This window comes from Janthinobacterium saanense, from assembly GCF_014200675.1.
Classification (GTDB): Bacteria; Pseudomonadota; Gammaproteobacteria; order Burkholderiales; family Burkholderiaceae_D; genus Janthinobacterium.
This window is the reverse complement of sequence record NZ_JACHCI010000005.1, coordinates 195,430-215,345: the sequence shown is the minus strand read 5'-3', so window position 1 is coordinate 215,345 and position 19,916 is coordinate 195,430. Positions and strand designations below refer to the sequence as shown.

Sequence of the window (19,916 nt, the reverse complement as noted above, 5' to 3'; positions counted from 1 at the left end):
GCCATGGCCGTGGCACGGTTCGATTGCGTACGCCGTGCGCGGCTTCTGCTCCGGTAGAATCAGCGCATCGCGGCCTGCGCAAAAAATGCACTATCGCTGCACCACGATGTTGCCGCGCCAGCCTGGACGCTGCCGGCCGGTGCCAGCGCCAATTCAAAGGAGTGAGCATGCAAAGTATTCTCTCGATCGCCACCGATCTGTCCTGGCCGTTCGCCATTACCCTGGCCTGGGTGGTCGGTGAATTCGGCCACCGCTGGACTGGCCTGCCGCGCATCAGCTTTTATGGCGTGATCGGTTTCATCCTGGCCCAGTCCCAGGTCGGCGTGCTGCCGCAAACGGACGCCGGCCCCATGCTGGTGCTGGCCGACGTGGCCTTCGGCCTGATCCTGTTCGAGGTCGGCTACCGCATCAATCTGCGCTGGCTGAAAAACAATCCCTGGATCGCCGTCACGGGTCTGGTGGAATCCCTGTTCACCTTTATCGTCGTGTACTTTATCGGCATCGAATTTGGCGTGACCTCGATGACGGCGCTGCTGCTGGCCTCCCTGTCCATGTCGACTTCGCCAGCGACCATCATGCGCGTGATCAATGAGGAACGCAGCTCGGGCCAGGTCACGGAACGCATCGTCCACCTGACGGCCCTGAACTGCGTGCTGGCCGTGTTCACCTTCAATATCATCGTCGGCTTCTGGATGTTCCAGAGCTCGACCGACCTGATCGAAGCGACCAGCAGCAGCGCCGCCGTGCTGGCCGCGTCAGTGGCCGCCGGCACCGTGTTCGGCATCATCGTGCCGGCCATGCTGCGCCGCCTGGGCAATATGGCGCAGGACGCCACCGTCGCCTTTGCGTTGTCGGTGATGCTGCTGGTCGCCCTGACCTACACCACCAGCCTGTCGCCGCTGCTGGCCACCCTCACCTTCGGCCTGGTGGCGCGCCACCGCAGGGTCGCTTTCAGCCAGGCGCAGCGCAATTTCGGCCCGCTCGGCGAATTGCTGACCGTGCTGCTGTTCGTCTACGCCGCGTCGACCCTGGAATGGAGCAGCGTGACGGCAGGCGCGACCCTGGCCCTGGCCATCATCGGCGGACGATTGCTGACCAAGGTCATCGGCGTGGCCGCGTTCTCGCATGTCAGCGGCATTTCCTGGCGCAAGGGCATGCTGACGGGTACGGCGCTGACACCGATTTCCGTCTTCATCATCCTGCTGCTCGAACACGCGCGCCAGCAAGGCGTCAATTTCGGCGATGAATTGAACGCCCTGGCCGCCGTCACCCTGATGCTCGAACTGCTCGGCCCCGTACTGGTGCAGCGCGTGCTGATGCTGGCCAAAGAAACCCACGAAATCAAGGAGCGCTAAATGCCGCTGGAACCCTTTGGCCAATCGGCCGCGCTGACATTCGGCGTCGAACTCGAACTGCAACTGGTGAACCTGTCGGATTATGACTTGACAGCCGCCAGCCCCGACCTGCTGCACCTGCTGAACAAAAAGCCCTTCCCTGGCAACGTCACGCCTGAAATCACCGAGAGCATGATCGAGATTAACTCGAGCGTGCATACCCACCATGCGCCGCTGCTGGCGCAGTTGCAGGAAATCCGCGACACCCTGGTGACGGCCGGCGACAAGCTCAATATCGGCATTTCCGGCGGCGGCACCCACCCGTTCCAGCAATGGTCCTCGCAAAAGATCTTTTCCAAGCCGCGCTTCCAGGAGATTTCGGAACTGTATGGCTACCTGGCCAAGCAGTTCACCATCTTCGGCCAGCACGTGCACATCGGCTGCGCCTCGGGCGATGACGCCATGTTTTTGCTCCATTCGCTGAACCGCTACATCCCGCACTTCATTGCCCTGTCGGCATCCTCGCCTTATGTGCAGGGGCGCGACACCCTGTTCGACTCGGCGCGCCTGAACTCCGTATTTGCCTTCCCGATGAGCGGACGTGCGCCGTTCACCCTGAGCTGGGACCAGTTCTCCAACGAGTATTTCTCGAAGATGGAGAACACCGGCATCATCAAGAGCATGAAGGACTTTTACTGGGATATCCGGCCCAAGCCGGAATTTGGCACCATCGAACTGCGCGTGTGCGACACGCCGCTGACGGTGGAACGGGCCGCCGCCCTGGCCGCCTATCTGCAGGCGCTGTGCCGCTATCTGCTCGAACGCAAGGAAACGCCGCCGGTGGAAGACGATTACCTGGTGTACAACTACAACCGCTTCCAGGCTTGCCGCTTCGGTCTGGACGGCGCCATCACGCATCCGAAAACCTACGAAACCATGTCGCTGCGCGAAGACATCATGACCACCTTGCGCAAGATGGAGCCGCACTGCGAAGCGCTGGGCAGCACGCCGGCGCTGAAGCACCTGTCGGACGTGGTCAAGCAATGGAGCGATGCACAATACCTGCGCAAGCAGCACAGCCTGCAAGGCAGCGCCGAAGGCATGGTTGATTCAGCAATCAGGTGTTTTCGCGGCGAACCGATGAATTACTGAGGACCCAAAAATCAGGCAGCGAACAAGGCTTGCACCCACGCTGGCGGATGCAGTCCGCCGGCCAGCGGCGTATAACGCATGTCGAAGCGCGCCGCCAGCTGGTAGACGGTGGCGGCGCCATTGCGCTGCCATTCACCTGCGAAGCCCGGCACGCCGGTGGCGGCGCGCTTGCGGTCGAACGACACCGTGCTGTGGACGAATTCCTCGTGCGTCTTCTTCCCTTGCGCATACGGTTCCAGCCAGGCCAGCGCCGCGCCCAGGCGTTTCTGCGTGCCATACCAGTCTACACCATGGGCCTGCGCCATCAAGGCCGCCATCAATAGCGGCTCCAGGGTGTAGACCACATAGTGCAGCGCATCGCGCTGTTCAAAGTCATGGGGCAAGCCATCATCGTGGATGTTATGCGGTACGTGCTCGGCAAAACGCTGCTGCGCTGCTGCAATCAGCGCCGGCTCGCCACTGACATAAGCGCCCGCCGTACCGAGCTTGACGCGGTGGCTCTGCCAGTTGTTGCGCGCCGTGCCAGGCCCGCCGTTGAGCACCCGCTCCGCCAGATAACCGGTCGCCAGGGTGCGGCCAAAGCGGCGCACCTGCTCGCGCTGGCCATCGTCCAGGGTGTCCGCGATCAAGTCATAGGCAAACAGCAGGCTGCTCAAGTCCGTTTCATCGATGGGATTATAGGAGGGCTGGAAATTGGCCGTCCAGCCCAGCACATAGCGCCGCGCACTGTCCAGATGTTCCTGCTTGCCCGACAAGCGCCAGGCCAGCGCCTGCAAGCGCGCCTGGCGCCAGTCTTCCTGGGCCTGCTGGCTTTGTGCACGCGTGCCTTCGCCATCGAGCAGGCCGCTGGTGCGCACCAGCGACATCAGGTGCAGCGGCCGGTCCAGCGTTTTTTGTGCCGCCTTGATCAATTCGGCCTGCGCGGCCGGCGCCGTGCGCTCGCGCAAACTGGCGGCGCGCTGCGGCGATGTGAGGGCAAACAGCTGCACGCTACCTGCCTGCGGCGCCGCATGGAGACCAGCGAAGGGTAGCGCCAGCAAGCCTGCCAGCAGCAAGCGGCGTTGAGGGTGCATGGTGTGCTGGTTCAAAACCGTGTCTCCCGCGCCGCGCGCAAAAAGTTATCGAGTATGGGTGTGCAATCGAGCAGTTCGACGCCACCGGCAGAATGGAATTCGGGATGCCACTGCAAACCCATCACAAAACGCGCGCGCTGGTAGCGGATCGCCTCGACGATATTGTCGCCCTGCGACACCGCTTCGATCGTGATATCGCGCCCCAGATCCTTGACGGACTGATGGTGGATGGAATTGACCAGCGCTTCGCCCGTCTTGGGAAACAAGCCGGCCAGCGACGAACCTTTCGGGAAGACGATGGTGTGGCGGTGGCGGTCATACAAATCGTTGACGTGCGAACTGGCACCCTCCACGTCGGAGGCGATATCCTGGTACAGGGTGCCGCCGAAGCCTACGTTGATCAGCTGGCAGCCGCGGCAAATGCCCAGTACGGGTTTGCCCGCATCGACGAATTCGTGCAGCAGTTCCAGTTCGTACAGGTCGCGCGCGCGGTCGCCGCTCCACTCGGGGCGCGTGGCCGTCTCTGAATAGGTTTGCGGCGACACATCGGCGCCGCCCTGCAGCACCAGGCCATCGAGATGGCGCGCGTAATGGCGCAAGGTGATGTTACTTGGATGTAGCAAGCCACCGGTATTAACGGTCGGGATCATGAAGACCAGCACGTCGCGCGACATGACCCACTGCGCAATCGACTCTTCCAGGTATTGCAGGTTCTTGCTGCGCAAACCGGTGCTACCCGGCTCGGGGTGGAAAATGCGCGCCGAAATACCGATGCGCAGGGTACGCCGCATGAAGTCGCGGCTGGCCTTGTCGCGCATGGCGCGGTAGCGTGAGGTGATTACGCGCCAGGCCAATGCAAACGGCGTATCGTTTTCTTTCAAATAGCGGGGAACAGCATCGCGCGCGCGGTGTTCACCGTCGTCGCCGGCCGGCGCCTTGCCCACGGTTTCGGGACGGCGCGGTGGGTTCAAATCGGCTGGGTCGGGAGGTTTTTTTTCGTCTGACATGGCATGGCTTGCTGAAAGCGGAGACGGTTTCAATATAAACCTCCAGCCCCTGATACACGATTCAATTTTGTAACAAAAGTGCATATGTACTCTATAAGCGCCGCATAAATGCAACAGCGTGGCCCCGTAGCACGGCGAATAGACAAAAACGCATACAAGCCATTTACGCCTGAGCCCGCGCTTTTTACAGTATCTTTACGGCGCCGCTGCTAACCTTGGCTACATCTCAACCACTGCTGCAAAGCCACCATGGAACCCCATTCACGCCTGCCTATGCGCCAGCACGAAATCAGCCATACCTCCAGCCATCACGCCGCGTATCCGCGCCATCATCAGTCCCGCCTGCCCACATTCCTGATGCATATCACGGTCGACAAAGCCTGCCTGGCCGAACTGCGCCAGCTGGTCGTGAAAACCTGCGGCAGCATGCTGTCGTTCATGCGCATCGAGGCGATTGAACATGCCGAGCGCATGAAGGTATGGCTGTGCGTGACGGAGCCGGCGCTGCGCCTGACGATGGATGCGGTGATGCGCTTGCTGCCGGCTGCGGAATTTGGCCGCATCAGCGAAAGGAAAAGCGCATGAGCACCTATCTGCAGCATCCCCCTGAAAAAACCATGTCCTCCTCGCGCATCACCACCCATTTCCAGGGCATCTGGGTACCGATGGTGACGCCGTTCCGCGATGGCGAAATCGATCTCGACGCGGCGCAGCAGCTGGCCGACGAACTGGCCGGCAGCGGCATCTCGGGGCTGGTCGTCTGCGGCACCACCGGTGAAGCGGCCATGCTCGACGCAGCGGAACAGACCATGCTGCTTGACGCCGTACTCGAAGCCGTCGGCCCGCACTTCCCGGTCGTGATGGGCGTGGGTGGCAGCGATACACGTGCCGTCACGGCCACCGTCCAGCGCTATAACGACCACCCGCTGGCCGGCCTGCTCATTTCCACGCCATCCTATGTGCGCCCTTCGCAGGAAGGCATCGTGCGCCATTTCCAGACCATCGCCGACGCCACCGACCAATCGATCGTGCTGTACAACGTGCCAGCGCGCACCGGTGTCAACATGACGCCGCACACCGTGGCCCAGCTGGCGCGCGACTCGCATTTCGTCGCCATCAAGGAAGCCGGCGGCAAGCTGCAGCAACTGGGCGAACTGCTGCTGGAAACCCGGCTGGACGTCTTGTGCGGCGATGACGCGCTGATGCTGGCCAGTCTGACCATGGGTGCACACGGCGCCATGTCGGCCGCCGCCCAGGTGCGCCCCGACCTGTATGCGCAACTGTACGACCTTGTCAAAACCGGCCGCCATGGCGCCGCCAGTCTCTTGTTCAAGGCCCTGCTGCCGGTGATCCGCCTGCTGTTCTCCGAGCCCAATCCGGCGCCGGTCAAGGCAGCGCTGGCGCTGCAAGGCAAGGTGCGCGACGAATTGCGCCTGCCGATGACACCCATGTCGTCCGCTGGCCAGGCCGAACTGGCCGAGGCACTGGAGCAGTTGATGGAGCTGCCGCGCTGGAGCGCCTGCGGCAAGGAAGCACAGGACGCACCGCGCGAAGGCTGTCTGCTGCAACTCGTGTCGACCTCCAACATCATTCCAGCGGTACGCCAAGATGATCATCGCTATCACAGCTGAACAAGGCCGGATGGAGAAATCCATACTGGCGGCAAGGCTGGCCAGCACGCTGGCCGCCTCGCGCGCGCAAGCGGGCCGCAAGGTGCTGCTGCTCGACGCCGATCCGCGCCACGGCGCCCTCGATCAAGCCCAGGCGGCGGGCGAAAGCGCGCTGGCCCACCTGACGGCGCGCCCTATCAGCGCCAAGGGCTTGCAGCCCGAGCTGGAACACCTGGTCAACTGCTACCACGACATCGTGATCGACAGCGAAGCGCGCGACTCCCTCGGCAGCCGCTCGGCCATGATCGCCGCGCGTGTGCTGGTGGTGTCCGTCGACGGCCTGGCCGACGAAGCGAGCCTGGTGCGCCGCATCGCCCATGCGCGCACCATCAATCCCGAACTGCGCGTGCTGCTGGTGGCCGATGCAGCACCGCTCGCGGCGCGCGCGCTGGCCGCACAAATTCCGGCTGCCAGCACAATAAGTGCCAAACAGCTGTACCACGCTGTTTTCGATTTCACGCCATCCTGAAAACCTGAAAAAGCCGGCCAGGCGCACAGCACCCGGCCGCTCTTTTCATACAATTAAAACGTCTTGCCGAGCGTCAGTTGCAGCGCTGTCTTGCCCAGGAATTTGCCATTCGCCGGCGAAGCATAAGCCTGTTTATCTGCGTTCGTGCCGATCACGGCCAGTGCGCCCGTGACGATACCGAAATCACGCGTCAGACCCACCTTCCAGTCCGCGTAGCTCGACGCATCATTGTTTTTCACGTTCTGGTAGCCCGCGTGCAGATTGGCGGTCCAGCCATACGTCAGGTCGATATTCGCGCCCACGTCCACATAGCTGCTGTTACGGCTATTGGCGATGCCGAACAGGTTCGATACAGCCAGCGAATACTTGATGTAGGCGACGCCGTAGGAAAGTTGACCATAGACTTCCCGGGTATTGGCATCGGCCAGGCCGACGACGTCTTTCAAGCCATTGTCGGCATACACATACACCAGCAGACCCACGTCATAGCCGATATCGCTGCTCAGTTGTCCACGCTTGCCGGCAGACAGATCGAGCTCCACGCCACCGCTGCCACCACTATCCCTGGTCCAGCTGATGGTCGATGCCCAGGCGCTCGCGTACAGGCCGGTCGGATTATTGACATAGTCGGCGCCGCCCTGCAATGCCGGGTTCAACCGCGTTTGCGAAATGCCGCGGTAGCGGTAGTCCGATACGCCGGCGGCATTAAAGCTCAGTTCATTGTCGGGCTTTGCCTCTTCAGCGTGGACCACGCCGCCCATACAGGTCGTGGCGACGGCAAGTGCAACTAGTAGTTTTTTCATGCGATTCTCTTTATTATTGGTATGGGCCTTTGCCAACTGGCGCAGCTAGCCCGATGCTGCAGAAAATTTGGCTAAAGCCTCCCCCTGGCGCGCGCAGCGCCTGTTTTCGAACAGGGGGAAGGATGAAGTTAGAGCGGCATCAGAGCGGCAAGAGCAGGCGGTAGCCGACTGCCGTTTCCGTCAGCAGATACTGGGGCTGGGCCGGATCGGCTTCCAGCTTCTGGCGCAAATGGCCCATGTAGATGCGCAGGTAATGGCCGTTTTCGCTATTCGACGGCCCCCACACTTCGCGCAGCAGTTGCGGATTGGTGACTACCCTGCCGGCATTTTTCACCAGCACGGACAGCAAGCGAAATTCCGTCGGCGTCATGTGCACCAGCTGCTTGTTACGCGTGACCAGGCGGTCTTTCAGGTCGACCCGCACGTCGCCGAACTGCACCACGCCATCTTCGTTGGCGCTGGGCTGGCGCTGGCGGCGCAAGGTGGCGCGCACGCGGGCCAGCAATTCGCCCACGCCAAACGGCTTGGTCAAATAGTCATCAGCGCCCGCATCGAGCGCGCGTATCTTGTCCTGCTCGTCGACGCGGGCCGACAGCACGATGATGGGCACAGCCGACCATTTGCGGATGTCGGCGATGAAATCGATGCCATCGCCATCGGGCAAACCCAGGTCAAGCACGATCAGGTCGGGCCGGCGCGTGCCGGCGTCGATCAAGCCGCGCTGCATGGTGGCCGATTCGAAAATCTGCCAGCCCTCTTCTTCCAGCGCAGAGCGCACGAAACGGCGGATTTGCGGTTCATCTTCAACCAGCAAGGCAGTAGCGGAAGGTTCATTCATGATCATTCTCTCGTTTGGTTTTATCAGTACCAGGACCAGTGTCTATCTCGTCGAGCTCCAGCTCCGGCAAGGCCGGCGGCGTGCCCAGCGGCAGCGTAAACACGATGGCTGCGCCCTGCCCGGGCAATTGCGCCTGCGCCCGGATGGTGCCGCCATGCGCTTCGACGATGGCGCGGCAGATGGCCAGCCCCAGCCCCACACCCGGCTTGTTCGATTCGCGTTCGCCGCGCGTGAATTTTTCAAAAATCGCTTCTTCGCGGCCAGGCGGCAAGCCGGGGCCATCATCGCTGACCGTCACCTGTAAAAGCTGGCCCAGCACCCTGGCTGCGATCGTGATGGTGCTGCCCGGCGGCGTGTACTTGGCGGCGTTTTCCAGCAGATTGCACAGCACGCGCTCGACCAGCACGGCGTCATAGCGCACCAGCGGCAGGTCAGGCGCCAGCTGCGTCTGCAAGCGATGGCCCTGCAACTGCGGGCGGCTGGCGCGCAGCGCGCTGCCGACGACTTCTTCCAGCGCCTGCCATTGCAGGTTCAGCCGCACATGGCCACTTTCGATGCGCGCCATATCGAGCAGATTGGCCACCAGGGCGCTCATGCGCACGGTTTCAGACTGCAGCGAGCGCGCCATGTCCAGCTGCGCACTCGACAAGGCAGGCTTCGACAGCGCCAGCGATTCAGCCAGCCCCACCAGCGAGGTCAAGGGCGTGCGCAAGTCATGCGACAGCGCCGCCAGCAGGGAATTGCGCAAGCGCTCCGATTCCATCTGCACCAGGGCGCCCTGCGCCACATCGATGTAATGCACGCGCTCGAGTGCAATGGCCGCCAGCGCGGCAAAGGTATCGAGGTGCTGCCGCTGTTCCGGCACCAGCAGCCAGCGGCGGTGGTTCGGTTCATCGAGCGGCAGCAGCGCCAGCAAACCGCGTGTGCGCATCGGCGCGATCAGCGGCAAATAAAAGATGTTCGAACCGGGCAAGGTATCGGTGCCCGTACCGGCCGCTTCGGCGCGATCGAACGCCCACTGCGCGATGCCCAGGTCCAGCTCCGCTACATTCGCTGGCGCCTGCAGCCTGCCCTGCTCATCAGGCAGCAGCAAGGTGGCGCGCGCGCGAAACGCCCGTTCGATGGCGCTTTTCGTGATGTCGAAAATCTGCTCCGTCTGCAGCACGCCCGACAATTCACGCGAAAATTCATACAGGGCGCGGGCACGCGATTCGCGGTGCGACGCCACCCGTGCCTGGAAGCGCAGGCCCGCCGTCAAATGGCCGGTGATCAGACCCACGGCCAGCATCACGCCAAACGTGATCACGTACTGGAAATCGCCGACCGCAAACGAATAACGGGGCGGCACGAAAACGAAATCAAAGCAGGCCACGCCTACCAGACTGGCCAGCGCCGCCGGTCCGCGGCCCAGGCGCACGGCCACCAGCACCACCGTCAGCAAGGACAGCATGGCGATATTGGCCAGGTCCAGGTAAGGCTGCAGCGGCACCGAGGCTACGGCCGTCAACAGGCTGGCGACAGCGGCAAAAATATAGCGCCAATGGCGCGAAGGACGGCGCGGTCCATCGGCCTCGTCATCGCCGCCCGCATGCCGCAGCGGCGCATCGCCCGCAGGCTGGCCCACTTCGATCAGGTCGACATCGGGCGCCAGGCTGGCCATGCGCTGCGCCGGCGGCGCGTTCCACAGCCGTGCCAGCAGGCCGGCACGGCTACGGCCGACGATGACTTTCGAGATATTCGCACCGCGCGCATACTCGACGACGGCGGCAGCGATATCGGCGGAAGCGACGATGGCGGTGCGCGCGCCCAGGTCTTGCGCCAGCTTCAGAGTTTTCAGGATGCGCTCGCGCTCGCGCGCCGGCAGCCGCTGCAAACCCGGCGTTTCCACATACAGCGCATGCCATTCCGCGTTCAATTGGCCGGCCAGGCGCGCCGCGCTGCGGATCACGTGTTCGCCACCGGCGCGCGGGCCCACGCAGGCTAACAGGGCCACGCCCGTCTTCCATACGGGATTGATCGATTTCTCCACGCGGTAAGCCTGCACGTCGTCCTGCACCCGGTCCGCCGTGCGGCGCAGGGCCAGTTCGCGCAAGGCGATCAGATTGCCCTTGCGGAAAAAATTCTGTGAAGCGCGCTCGGCCTGCTGCGGCTTGTACACCTTGCCCAGCTTCAAACGGCGCAGCAATTCATCCGCCGGAATATCGACCAGCACCACTTCATCGGCGCGGTCAAATACAGTGTCGGGCAGGGTTTCGGCCACGCGGATGCCGGTGATACCCCCCACCACATCGTTGAGGCTTTCCAGGTGTTGCACATTGACGGTCGATAGCACATCGATACCGGCGGCCAGCAATTCCTCGACGTCCTGCCAGCGCTTGGGATGGCGCGAGCCTGCCACGTTCGAGTGGGCCAGTTCATCCATCAAGATCAGGGGCGGTGCGCGCCGCAGCGCCTCGTCGAGGTCAAACTCCAGCAAGGTCTTGCCCCGGTATTCAACCGCCTTGAGCGGCAGCACAGGCAAGCCTTCAAGCTGGGCAGCCGTATCCTGGCGCCCGTGCGTCTCCACCACGCCAACCAGCAGATCCTGGCCATCGGCCAGCAATTTACGGGCCGCAGCGAGCATGGCGTAAGTCTTGCCCACGCCGGCCGACGCACCGAAATAAATGCGCAACCTGCCGCGTGCGGCCTTTTTTTCCTGCGCCTGTACTTGTGCCAGCAGGGCGTCAGGATCGGGACGTTGGCTGTCGTTGGGATGCATGGATCTCTTTAAATGTGAAAACAAGGGGCAAAGCCGGCGGCTTTGCCCCCAGCATCATCTTACTTCTGCGCCGCATCGAGCGCCAGATTCAGTTCCAGCACATTCACGCGCGGTTCGCCGAAAAAGCCGATATACGCGGTTTTCTGCAGCTTGGCGATGGTATTTTCCACCTGCGCCAGCGGCAGGCCGCGCACGCGGGCCACGCGGCGCGCCTGGTACACGGCGGCGGCCAGGCTGATTTCAGGGTCCAGGCCACTGCCCGACGCCGTCACCAGGTCAACCGGAATGGCCGTGGTGTTGTCAGGATCGGCTTCCTTCAGGGCGGCGATGCGCGCCTTGACGGCGTCCACCAGGGCTGGATTGCTCGGACCGAGGTTGGAGCCGCCCGAGCCGACGCCATTGTTGGCCATCGGCGAGGTGGCTGAAGGGCGGCCCCAGAAGTACTTGGGCGAGGTGAAGGACTGGCCGATCAGGCTCGAACCGACCGGCTTGCCATCGCGCTCGATGATGCTGCCATCGACCTGCTGGCTGAAAGCCAGCTTGCCGATACCAGTGGTGGCGATGGGATAAATCACGCCGCAAATCAAGGTCAGCGCGGCAAACAGGACGACTGCGGGGCGAACGATAGTGCTCATGATGGTACCTTTAGACGAAATTAAGTGCGGACAAAATCATGTCGATCAGCTTGATGCCGATAAAGGGCAGGATGATGCCGCCCACGCCATACACCAGCAGATTGCGGCGCAACAGGCTGGCCGCGCCGATGGCGCGGTACTGCACGCCTTTCAGGGCCAGCGGAATCAGCACCACGATAATCAGCGCATTGAAGATCACGGCCGACATGATGGCCGACGACGGACTGGCCAGATGCATGATGTCGAGCGCCTTCAGTTGTGGATAAGTCCCCACGAACGCAGCCGGGATGATGGCGAAGTACTTGGCGATGTCGTTCGAAATCGAGAACGTCGTCAGGGAACCGCGCGTCATCAGCATCTGCTTGCCGATTTCAACGATTTCCAGCAGCTTGGTCGGATTCGAATCAAGGTCGACCATATTGCCCGCCTCCTTCGCTGCCTGCGTGCCCGAATTCATGGCCACGGCCACGTCGGCCTGGGCCAGCGCAGGCGCATCGTTGGTGCCGTCGCCCGTCATCGCCACCAGGCGGCCTTCGGACTGGTAGCTGCGAATGAGTTTGAGCTTGTCTTCCGGCGTCGCTTCGGCCAGGAAGTCATCCACGCCGGCTTCAGCGGCGATGGCGGCGGCGGTCAGCTTGTTGTCGCCGGTGATCATGACCGTCTTGATGCCCATGCGGCGCAATTCGGCAAAGCGCTCCTTGATGCCGCCCTTGACGATATCCTTCAGCTCCACGGCGCCCATGATGCGGCCATCATCGACCACTACCAGCGGCGTGCTGCCACGGCGCGAGATGTCGTCGACGGCGCGCGCCACTTCTTCCGGATACGGCTGGCCCAGCGCTTCCACATACTTGCGCACGGAATCGGCCGCGCCCTTGCGCACTTCGCGCACGGTGTGCTCGTCCACGCCTGGAATATCGACGCCGCTCATGCGCGTCTGCGCCGTGAATGGCACGAAGGTCGCGTGCAGGCTGGCCATTTCGCGTTCGCGGATATTGAAACGCTGCTTGGCCAGCACCACGATGCTGCGCCCTTCCGGTGTTTCATCGGCCAAGGACGCCAGTTGCGCCGCATCGGCCAGCTGCTGTTCCGTGACACCGGGCGCAGGCATGAAGTTCGACGCCTGGCGGTTGCCCAGGGTGATGGTGCCCGTTTTATCGAGCAGCAGCACGTCCACGTCGCCAGCCGCTTCCACGGCGCGGCCGGAAGTGGCGATCACATTGGCTTGCATCATGCGGCTCATGCCAGCGACGCCAATGGCCGACAGCAGGCCGCCGATGGTGGTCGGGATCAGGCACACCAGCAGCGCGATCAGCACGGTGATGGTGACGGGCGTGCCGCTCTTGGCGGCCGCCACGGCGAACAGCGAGTAAGGCAGCAGGGTCACGGTGACGATCAGGAAGACGATGGACAGGGCCACCAGCAGGATCGTCAGGGCGATTTCATTCGGCGTCTTCTGGCGCTTGGCGCCTTCGACCATGGCGATCATGCGGTCGATGAACGCTTCGCCAGGATTGACGGACACGCGCACCAGCAGCCAGTCCGACAGCACGCGGGTGCCGCCCGTCACAGCCGAAAAGTCGCCGCCCGATTCGCGGATCACGGGAGCCGATTCGCCAGTGATAGCGCTTTCGTCGACCGAGGCCACGCCGGCGGTGACTTCACCGTCGGCAGGGATTACGTCGCCCGCTTCGACCAGCACCGTCATGCCCTTGCGCAGATCGGTGGCTGGCGTTGGCAGCCAGGCCGTGCCGTATTTAGGCGTTTGCATCTTCTTCGCCATCACGGTTTGCTTCAGGGCGCGCAGCGAGGCCGCCTGGGCCTTGCTGCGGCCTTCGGCCAGCGCTTCGGCGAAGTTCGCGAACAACACGGTAAACCACAGCCACACGGCGACGGCGGCGATGAAGCCGAATGGCGCTTCACCCTTGCCGATCAGGGCCTGGATCGCCAGCATGGTGGTGATGATGCTGCCCACATAGACCACGAACATCACGGGGCTGCGCCACTGCGTGCGGGGGTCGAGTTTTTTAAACGCATCGACGATGGCGGGGCCTATCAATGCGGAATCGAATAACGTCAGGCTTTTGCGTGACATGGTAGCCTCTTATTGGGTGAAAAGTTGCAGGTGTTCGATGACGGGGCCCAGGGCCAGCGCCGGAACATAGTTCAACACGCCGACCAGCACGACGACGCCGATCAGCAGCATGATGAACATCGGGCCATGCGTGGGCATGGTGCCCGAGTTGGCTGTCAGGCGCTGCTTGCTGGCCAGGGAACCGGCAACGGCCAGCACCGGCACGATCACGGCAAAACGGCCGAACCACATGGCGATGGCCAGCATCACGTTATAAAACGGCGTGTTGGCGGACAGGCCGGCAAACGCGCTGCCATTGTTATTGGCCGCCGAAGTGAAGGCGTACAGGATTTCCGAGAAACCGTGCGCGCCAGGATTGGCCACGCCTGCCGTGCCGGCATCGACCATGACAGCGATCGCGGTACCGGTCAGCACCAGCGCTGGCGTCACCAGAATGGCCAGCGACACCATCTTCATTTCATAAGCCTGGATTTTCTTGCCAAGGTATTCAGGCGTACGGCCTATCATCAGGCCGGCGATAAAGACGGCCAGGATGGCGAACATCAGCATGCCATACAAGCCCGTGCCCACGCCGCCGAAGATCACTTCGCCGAACTGCATCAGCAGCAGCGGCACCATACCGCCCAAGGGCATGTAGGAATCGTGCATGGAATTGACGGCGCCGCAGGAAGCCGCTGTGGTAATGGCAGCGAACAGGGTCGACGAACTGATACCGAAGCGCGTTTCCTTGCCTTCCATATTGCCACCCGATTGCAGGCTGCTCGCCTGCTGGTCCACGCCCAGCGTTTGCAGGGCTGGATTGGCTTGCTGCTCCGCGCTCATCACGCCCACCGTCAGTGCGACAAAGATCAGGGTCATGGCGGCAATCACGGCCCAACCCTGGCGCATGTCACCGACCATGCGGCCAAAGGTGAAGCACAGGCCGGCAGGGATCAGGAAGATCGCCAGCATCTGCAGGAAATTCGACATCACCGTCGGATTTTCATAAGGATGGGCGGAATTGGCGTTGAAGAAGCCGCCACCGTTCGTGCCCAGCATCTTGATCGACTCTTGCGAGGCGACCGGGCCCATGGCAATCGTCTGCGTCTTGGCCACTTGCACTTCCATTACCGGTTTGCCGGTGGCGTCGAGCACAGGCTGGCCGTCGGCCGTGGTTTTTGGCGTTTCATACGCCACCTGGTCGAGCAAAGTCACTTCCTTGTAAGGCGAAAAATTCTGGATCACGCCTTCGCCCATGAAGACCACCGACAGGGCCAGCGACAGCGGCAGCAAAATGTACAGGGTGGAGCGCACCAGGTCGACCCAGAAATTACCGATCGATTTACTAGAGCGCGAAGAAAAACCACGGATCAAGGCAAAGATCACGGCAATGCCGGTGGCAGCCGAGAAGAAGTTCTGGCAGGCCAGGCCCAGCATCTGGGTCAGGTAGCTCATGGCCTGTTCGCCGCTGTAGCCTTGCCAGTTGGTGTTGGCGACGAAGCTGACCGCCGTATTGAACGAGGAATCGGGTGTAATCGCAGGCAAACCCTGTGGATTGAACGGCAGCAGGCCTTGCAGGCGCTGCAGGCCATACACAAATAAGGCGCCCAGGGTATTGAAGACGATCAGAGCGATGGCATAGCCCTTCCAGCCCATGGCCTTGTCGTTTGATAATCCAGCCCAGCGGTACAACAGGTTTTCACATTTTTGCAGCCAGCCCAGGCCGGGCACGGGAGCGTCGCCAGCCACCTTGGCCATGTACTGGCCCAGCGGATAGGACAGGGCCAGCAGCACCACCAGGAACAGGATCAATAACAGTATTGATTGGGTCGTCATCACAGTTCCTCCGCCTTCAGCAGCGCTACCAGCAGATACACGAGCAAGCCGGCCGAGACCACGGCGCCCAGTACATAAAATGCGTTCATTTCACGCTCCCTAATTTGTCGCAGGCGATGGCGAAAGCCGCCACTACCACGCAGAACACGGCAATCAAGCCGATATAGACGATATCCATTCCCACCCTCATTCAGGTTTGTGTTGATAAAAGCAGGTTAACAAAAAGGGCATAAAAAATTGGTAAAGACTGGGGAGTGCCATGTAAACAAGATGTAAAAATCGGGGCGGCAGCAGGTGATTTGACCTACAGTAGTCCTAAAACGCCCGTACGCGGCGCACCATTGTTGCCAAGGAGTAGCGCTATTGCTCGCTGATCAAGATAGAATGCGCAAGCGTCCGCACAAGGACGCCATGCCTGCCGCCTGCCCTCCCCCAGTGACGCTGGACGGGATATACTGTATATTCATACAGCTATCGCCGCCGCTGTCATTGCGCCTGCAGCGCTCTGGCCTGGCGTTCCAACCCTTGTCTTTACTTAGCTTGAACACGTATGGCCACTAAAAAACCAGCATCCGACTACAGCGAATCATCCATCCGTGTCCTGAAAGGACTGGAACCCGTCAAGCAGCGCCCGGGGATGTACACCCGCACTGAAAATCCGCTGCATATCATCCAGGAAGTGATCGACAATGCCTCCGATGAGGCGCTGGGCGGTCATTGCACCCACATCTCCGTCACGCAAAACACCGATGGCAGCATCACCGTCGAAGACAATGGCCGCGGCATTCCGGTCGGCCTGCACCCCGAGGAAGGCGTGCCGACGGTAGAAATCGTGTTTACGCGATTGCATGCAGGCGGCAAGTTCGACAAGGGATCGGGCGGCGCCTACGCGTTCTCGGGCGGCTTGCACGGCGTCGGCGTGTCCGTCACCAATGCGCTGTCCTCGCGCCTGGAAATTACCGTCTGGCGCAAGGAAAGCGATGGCAACGGCCTGCACCACATGGTGTTTGCCGATGGCGACGTGATCGAAGCATTGCATTCGAAACCGGCGCTGCGCGATGGCAAGAAGTCGGGCACCCGCGTGACCGCCTGGCCGAATCCGAAATATTTTGACTCGCCCAATATCTCGCAAACCGAGCTGCAACGCCTGCTGCGCTCGAAAGCCGTGCTGCTGCCTGGCGTCACCGTCACCCTGACCAACGCCAAGACGGGCGACACCCAAACCTGGCTATACGCCGAAGGCTTGCGCGGTTACCTGACCGAAGCGCTGGCGCAAAGCTCCAACGGCGAAACCCTGATCCCCCTGTTCGAAGGCGCGCAATACGCCAACGGCGAGAACGACGGTTTTGCCGAAGGCGAAGGCGCGGCCTGGGTAGTGGCATGGACCGAAGAAGGCGCCATCGTGCGCGAATCGTATGTCAACCTGATTCCCACCTCGAACGGCGGCACGCATGAATCGGGCTTGCGCGAAGGCCTGTTCGGCGCCGTGAAAAACTTCGTCGAAATGCACTCGCTGCTGCCCAAGGGCGTCAAGCTGCTGCCGGAAGACGTATTTGCGCGCGCTTCCTTCGTCTTGTCGGCCAAGGTGCTGGACCCGCAATTCCAGGGCCAGATCAAGGAACGCCTCAATTCGCGCGACGCCGTGAAACTGGTCTCGACCTTTAGCAAGCCGCCGCTGGAACTGTGGCTGAACCAGCACGTCGAATACGGCAAGAAACTGGCCGAGCTGGTGATCAAGCAGGCGCAGTCGCGCCAGCGTTCGCTGCAAAAAGTGGAAAAGAAAAAATCCTCGGGCGTGGCCGTCTTGCCAGGCAAGCTGACCGACTGCGAATCGTCGGACATCACGCGCAATGAACTGTTCCTGGTCGAGGGCGACTCGGCGGGCGGTTCGGCCAAGATGGGCCGCGACAAGGAATTCCAGGCCATCCTGCCCCTGCGCGGCAAGGTGCTGAACTCCTGGGAAACCGACCGCGACCGCCTGTTTGCCAATAACGAAATCCACGACATCGCCGTGGCCATCGGCGTCGATCCGCACACGCATGGCGACACGCCCGACCTGTCCGGCCTGCGCTACGGCAAAATCTGCATTCTGTCGGATGCGGACGTGGATGGCTCGCACATCCAGGTGCTGCTGCTGACCTTGTTCTTCAAGCATTTCCCGGCACTGATCGCCAAGGGCCATATCTGCATCGCCCGTCCGCCGCTGTACCGCGTCGACGCGCCAGCGCGCGGCAAGAAACCGATCCAGAAAATCTACGCGCTCGACGATGGAGAACTGCTGGCCATCGAAGACAAGCTGCGCAAGGAAGGCGTGAAACAGGGCGCCTGGTCCATCTCGCGCTTCAAGGGTCTGGGCGAGATGAACGCCGAGCAGCTGTGGGAAACCACCATGAACCCGGACACGCGCCGCTTGCTGCCCGTGACCCTGGGCGAAATCGACCACATGGCGTCGGCTGCCCGCTTCAATATGCTGATGGGCAAAGGCGAAGCGGCAGGACGCCGCGCCTGGATCGAAGAACACGGCAATGAGGCGGAGGCAGATATCTGATGATCATCGGTATCGACCTCGGCACCACCAACAGCCTGGCCGCCATCTGGCGCGATGGCAAAGCCTCCATCATCCCCAATGCGCTCGGCGAACACCTGACTCCATCGTGCGTGAGCATCGACGAAGACGGCACCGTGCTGGTCGGGCGCGCCGCGCGCGAGCGCCTGCAAACGCACCCGCAACTGACGGCGTCCGTCTTCAAGCGCTATATGGGCAGCGAAAAGAAGATCACGCTCGGCACGCAGCAATTCCGTCCCGAGGAATTGTCGTCGATGGTGCTGCGCGCCTTGAAGGAAGATGCCGAAGCCTTTCTCGGCCACCCGGTAGAAGAAGCGATTATCACCGTGCCTGCGTATTTCAGCGATGCGCAGCGCAAGGCCACGCGCATTGCCGGCCAGCTGGCGGGCTTGCGCGTGGAGCGTTTGCTCAACGAGCCGACGGCCGCCGCACTGGCTTACGGCATCCGCGACAAGGAACAGGAAAGCAAATTTCTCGTCTTCGACCTGGGCGGCGGCACCTTCGACGTCTCGATCCTGGAACTGTTTGAAGGCGTGATGGAAGTGCGCGCTTCGGCCGGCGACAATTTCCTCGGTGGCGAGGATTTCGTCACCGTGCTGGTCGAGGCCTTCCTGGATGAGAGCGGCTTGCGCAGCGCCGCCGGCAGCCGATTGTTCGACGCGCGCCAGCAGCAGTTGCTGCGCGACGAAGCCGAACGGGTCAAGCGTTTGCTGTCAGAGCAGCCGTCGGCGCGCATGAGCACGCGTTATCAGGATAAAGACTATCACTGGGACGTCAGCGAAGACACACTGGCGCAGCTGTGCGAACCGCTGCTGGCCCGCTTGCGCGTGCCGGTGGAACGGGCGCTGCGCGACGCCACCATCCGTGCCTCGGAACTCAATGAAGTGGTGCTGGCCGGCGGCGCCACGCGCATGCCGCTGGTGCGCAAGCTCGTCTCGCGCATGTTTGGCCGCTTCCCCGCCATCCACCTGGACCCGGACGAAGCCGTGGCCCTGGGCGCGGCCGTGCAGGCGGGCCTGAAGATGCGCGACGCCGCCTTAGATGAAGTGGTGATGACGGACGTGGCGCCGTATTCGCTGGGCATCGGCATTTCGCGCCAGGTGGGGCCGAACCAGTATGAGGGCGGCCATTACATGCCCATCATCGAGCGCAACTCGGTGGTGCCCGTCTCGCGCACGGAAAACATCACCACCATCCACGACAACCAGAAAGAGATCAATGTCACGATCTACCAGGGCGAATCGCGCCTGGTGGCCGATAACGTCTTCCTGGGGAAAATCAGCTTCCCGATACCGGCCAAAAAGGCTGGTGAAGTGGGTATCGACGTGCGTTTCACCTACGATATCAGCGGCGTGCTGGAAGCGGAAGTGACGGTACTGGCCACGCAGGAACGCCACAAGATGGTCATCAGCGACAACGCAGGCGTGATGACGCCGGAACAGATCGAACAGCGCTTTCTTGAGCTGGCCGACCTGAAGATCCACCCGCGCGAGCAGATGGAAAACCGCACCCTGGTTTCACGCGCCGACCGCCTGTACGAACAGTCTCTGGGTGATGTGCGTAATTATCTGGCCACGCATACGGCCAATTTCCAGGCCGCGCTGGAGACACAGGACCCGAGCACCATCCGCAAGTCGCGGCAGGTGCTCGATGAAGCACTGCGGCAGGTTGAAAGCGAAAGTTTCCTGTAAATGAACGACG

General features: G+C 62.1%; 16 protein-coding genes. 7 read left to right on the top strand and 9 right to left on the bottom strand.

Going from position 1 to position 19,916, the window contains the following annotated elements; translation table 11 throughout:
* The first annotated feature begins 167 nt into the window (after positions 1-167).
* The gene (locus HDE72_RS10070) at positions 168-1,355 is read left to right on the top strand and encodes a cation:proton antiporter (protein ID WP_183739827.1); all 1,188 of its coding nucleotides are present in this window, start codon (positions 168-170) and stop codon (positions 1,353-1,355) included.
* Entirely contained in the window at positions 1,356-2,486 is a 1,131-nt protein-coding gene (locus HDE72_RS10065) for a YbdK family carboxylate-amine ligase (protein WP_183674848.1), read from the top strand.
* Between the two features lie 11 nt (positions 2,487-2,497).
* Here the strand turns inward: HDE72_RS10065 and HDE72_RS10060 are convergent, their stop codons facing one another.
* Positions 2,498-3,559: an alginate lyase family protein gene (locus HDE72_RS10060; protein ID WP_183739824.1), complete on the bottom strand. Its 1,062-nt coding sequence runs from the start codon at positions 3,557-3,559 to the stop codon at positions 2,498-2,500.
* An 11-nt stretch (positions 3,560-3,570) separates the two neighbouring features.
* Entirely contained in the window at positions 3,571-4,566 is a 996-nt protein-coding gene (locus HDE72_RS10055; protein WP_183739821.1) for a gamma-glutamyl-gamma-aminobutyrate hydrolase family protein, read from the bottom strand.
* A gap of 249 nt (positions 4,567-4,815) precedes the next feature.
* On the opposite strand from HDE72_RS10055, the gene HDE72_RS10050 reads away from it, so the two are divergent.
* The 3 genes from HDE72_RS10050 to HDE72_RS10040 are packed head-to-tail and all read left to right on the top strand — an operon-like array spanning position 4,816 to position 6,705.
* Positions 4,816-5,151, top strand: coding sequence for a hypothetical protein (locus HDE72_RS10050; protein WP_260176599.1), 336 nt, complete (start codon positions 4,816-4,818; stop codon positions 5,149-5,151).
* Positions 5,148-6,197 carry a 4-hydroxy-tetrahydrodipicolinate synthase gene (dapA, locus tag HDE72_RS10045; RefSeq protein ID WP_183739818.1) on the top strand — a complete coding sequence of 350 codons (1,050 nt, stop codon included), beginning with the start codon at positions 5,148-5,150 and terminating at the stop codon, positions 6,195-6,197. Before HDE72_RS10050 ends, dapA begins: the two co-directional genes overlap by 4 nt.
* 10 nt (positions 6,198-6,207) lie before the next feature.
* The gene (locus HDE72_RS10040) at positions 6,208-6,705 is read left to right on the top strand and encodes a P-loop NTPase family protein (protein WP_260176598.1); all 498 of its coding nucleotides are present in this window, start codon (positions 6,208-6,210) and stop codon (positions 6,703-6,705) included.
* Between the two features lie 53 nt (positions 6,706-6,758).
* Here HDE72_RS10040 and HDE72_RS10035 read toward each other — a convergent pair whose 3' ends face one another.
* The 7 genes from HDE72_RS10035 to kdpF all read right to left on the bottom strand — a co-directional run bounded on the left by HDE72_RS10035 (position 6,759) and on the right by kdpF (position 15,738).
* Positions 6,759-7,508, bottom strand: coding sequence for a TorF family putative porin (locus tag HDE72_RS10035; protein WP_183739812.1), 750 nt, complete (start codon positions 7,506-7,508; stop codon positions 6,759-6,761).
* Positions 7,509-7,647: 139 nt separating this feature from the next.
* Complete coding sequence (kdpE, locus tag HDE72_RS10030) at positions 7,648-8,346, bottom strand: two-component system response regulator KdpE (protein ID WP_183674826.1); 699 nt, start codon at positions 8,344-8,346, stop codon at positions 7,648-7,650.
* Entirely contained in the window at positions 8,339-11,104 is a 2,766-nt protein-coding gene (locus HDE72_RS10025; protein ID WP_183739809.1) for a DUF4118 domain-containing protein, read from the bottom strand. The genes kdpE and HDE72_RS10025 overlap by 8 nt, the downstream gene beginning before the upstream one ends.
* A 59-nt stretch (positions 11,105-11,163) precedes the next feature.
* Entirely contained in the window at positions 11,164-11,739 is a 576-nt protein-coding gene (gene kdpC, locus HDE72_RS10020; protein WP_183739805.1) for a potassium-transporting ATPase subunit KdpC, read from the bottom strand.
* A 10-nt stretch (positions 11,740-11,749) separates the two neighbouring features.
* Positions 11,750-13,834 (bottom strand): potassium-transporting ATPase subunit KdpB, encoded by a 2,085-nt coding sequence (gene kdpB / locus HDE72_RS10015; RefSeq protein ID WP_183739802.1) that lies wholly within the window; start codon positions 13,832-13,834, stop codon positions 11,750-11,752.
* A gap of 9 nt (positions 13,835-13,843) precedes the next feature.
* Complete coding sequence (gene kdpA / locus HDE72_RS10010; protein WP_183739799.1) at positions 13,844-15,649, bottom strand: potassium-transporting ATPase subunit KdpA; 1,806 nt, start codon at positions 15,647-15,649, stop codon at positions 13,844-13,846.
* Complete coding sequence (gene kdpF, locus HDE72_RS10005) at positions 15,649-15,738, bottom strand: K(+)-transporting ATPase subunit F (RefSeq protein ID WP_034746483.1); 90 nt, start codon at positions 15,736-15,738, stop codon at positions 15,649-15,651. Before kdpF ends, kdpA begins: the two co-directional genes overlap by 1 nt.
* A gap of 461 nt (positions 15,739-16,199) precedes the next feature.
* On the opposite strand from kdpF, the gene HDE72_RS10000 reads away from it, so the two are divergent.
* Together HDE72_RS10000 and HDE72_RS09995 are read left to right on the top strand one after the other, a co-directional pair.
* On the top strand, positions 16,200-18,197 hold the full coding sequence (locus HDE72_RS10000) for a DNA topoisomerase IV subunit B (RefSeq protein ID WP_183739796.1): 1,998 nt from the start codon (positions 16,200-16,202) through the stop codon (positions 18,195-18,197).
* Entirely contained in the window at positions 18,197-19,906 is a 1,710-nt protein-coding gene (locus tag HDE72_RS09995) for a molecular chaperone HscC (protein WP_311735212.1), read from the top strand. Before HDE72_RS10000 ends, HDE72_RS09995 begins: the two co-directional genes overlap by 1 nt.
* The last annotated feature ends 10 nt before the right edge of the window (positions 19,907-19,916 follow it).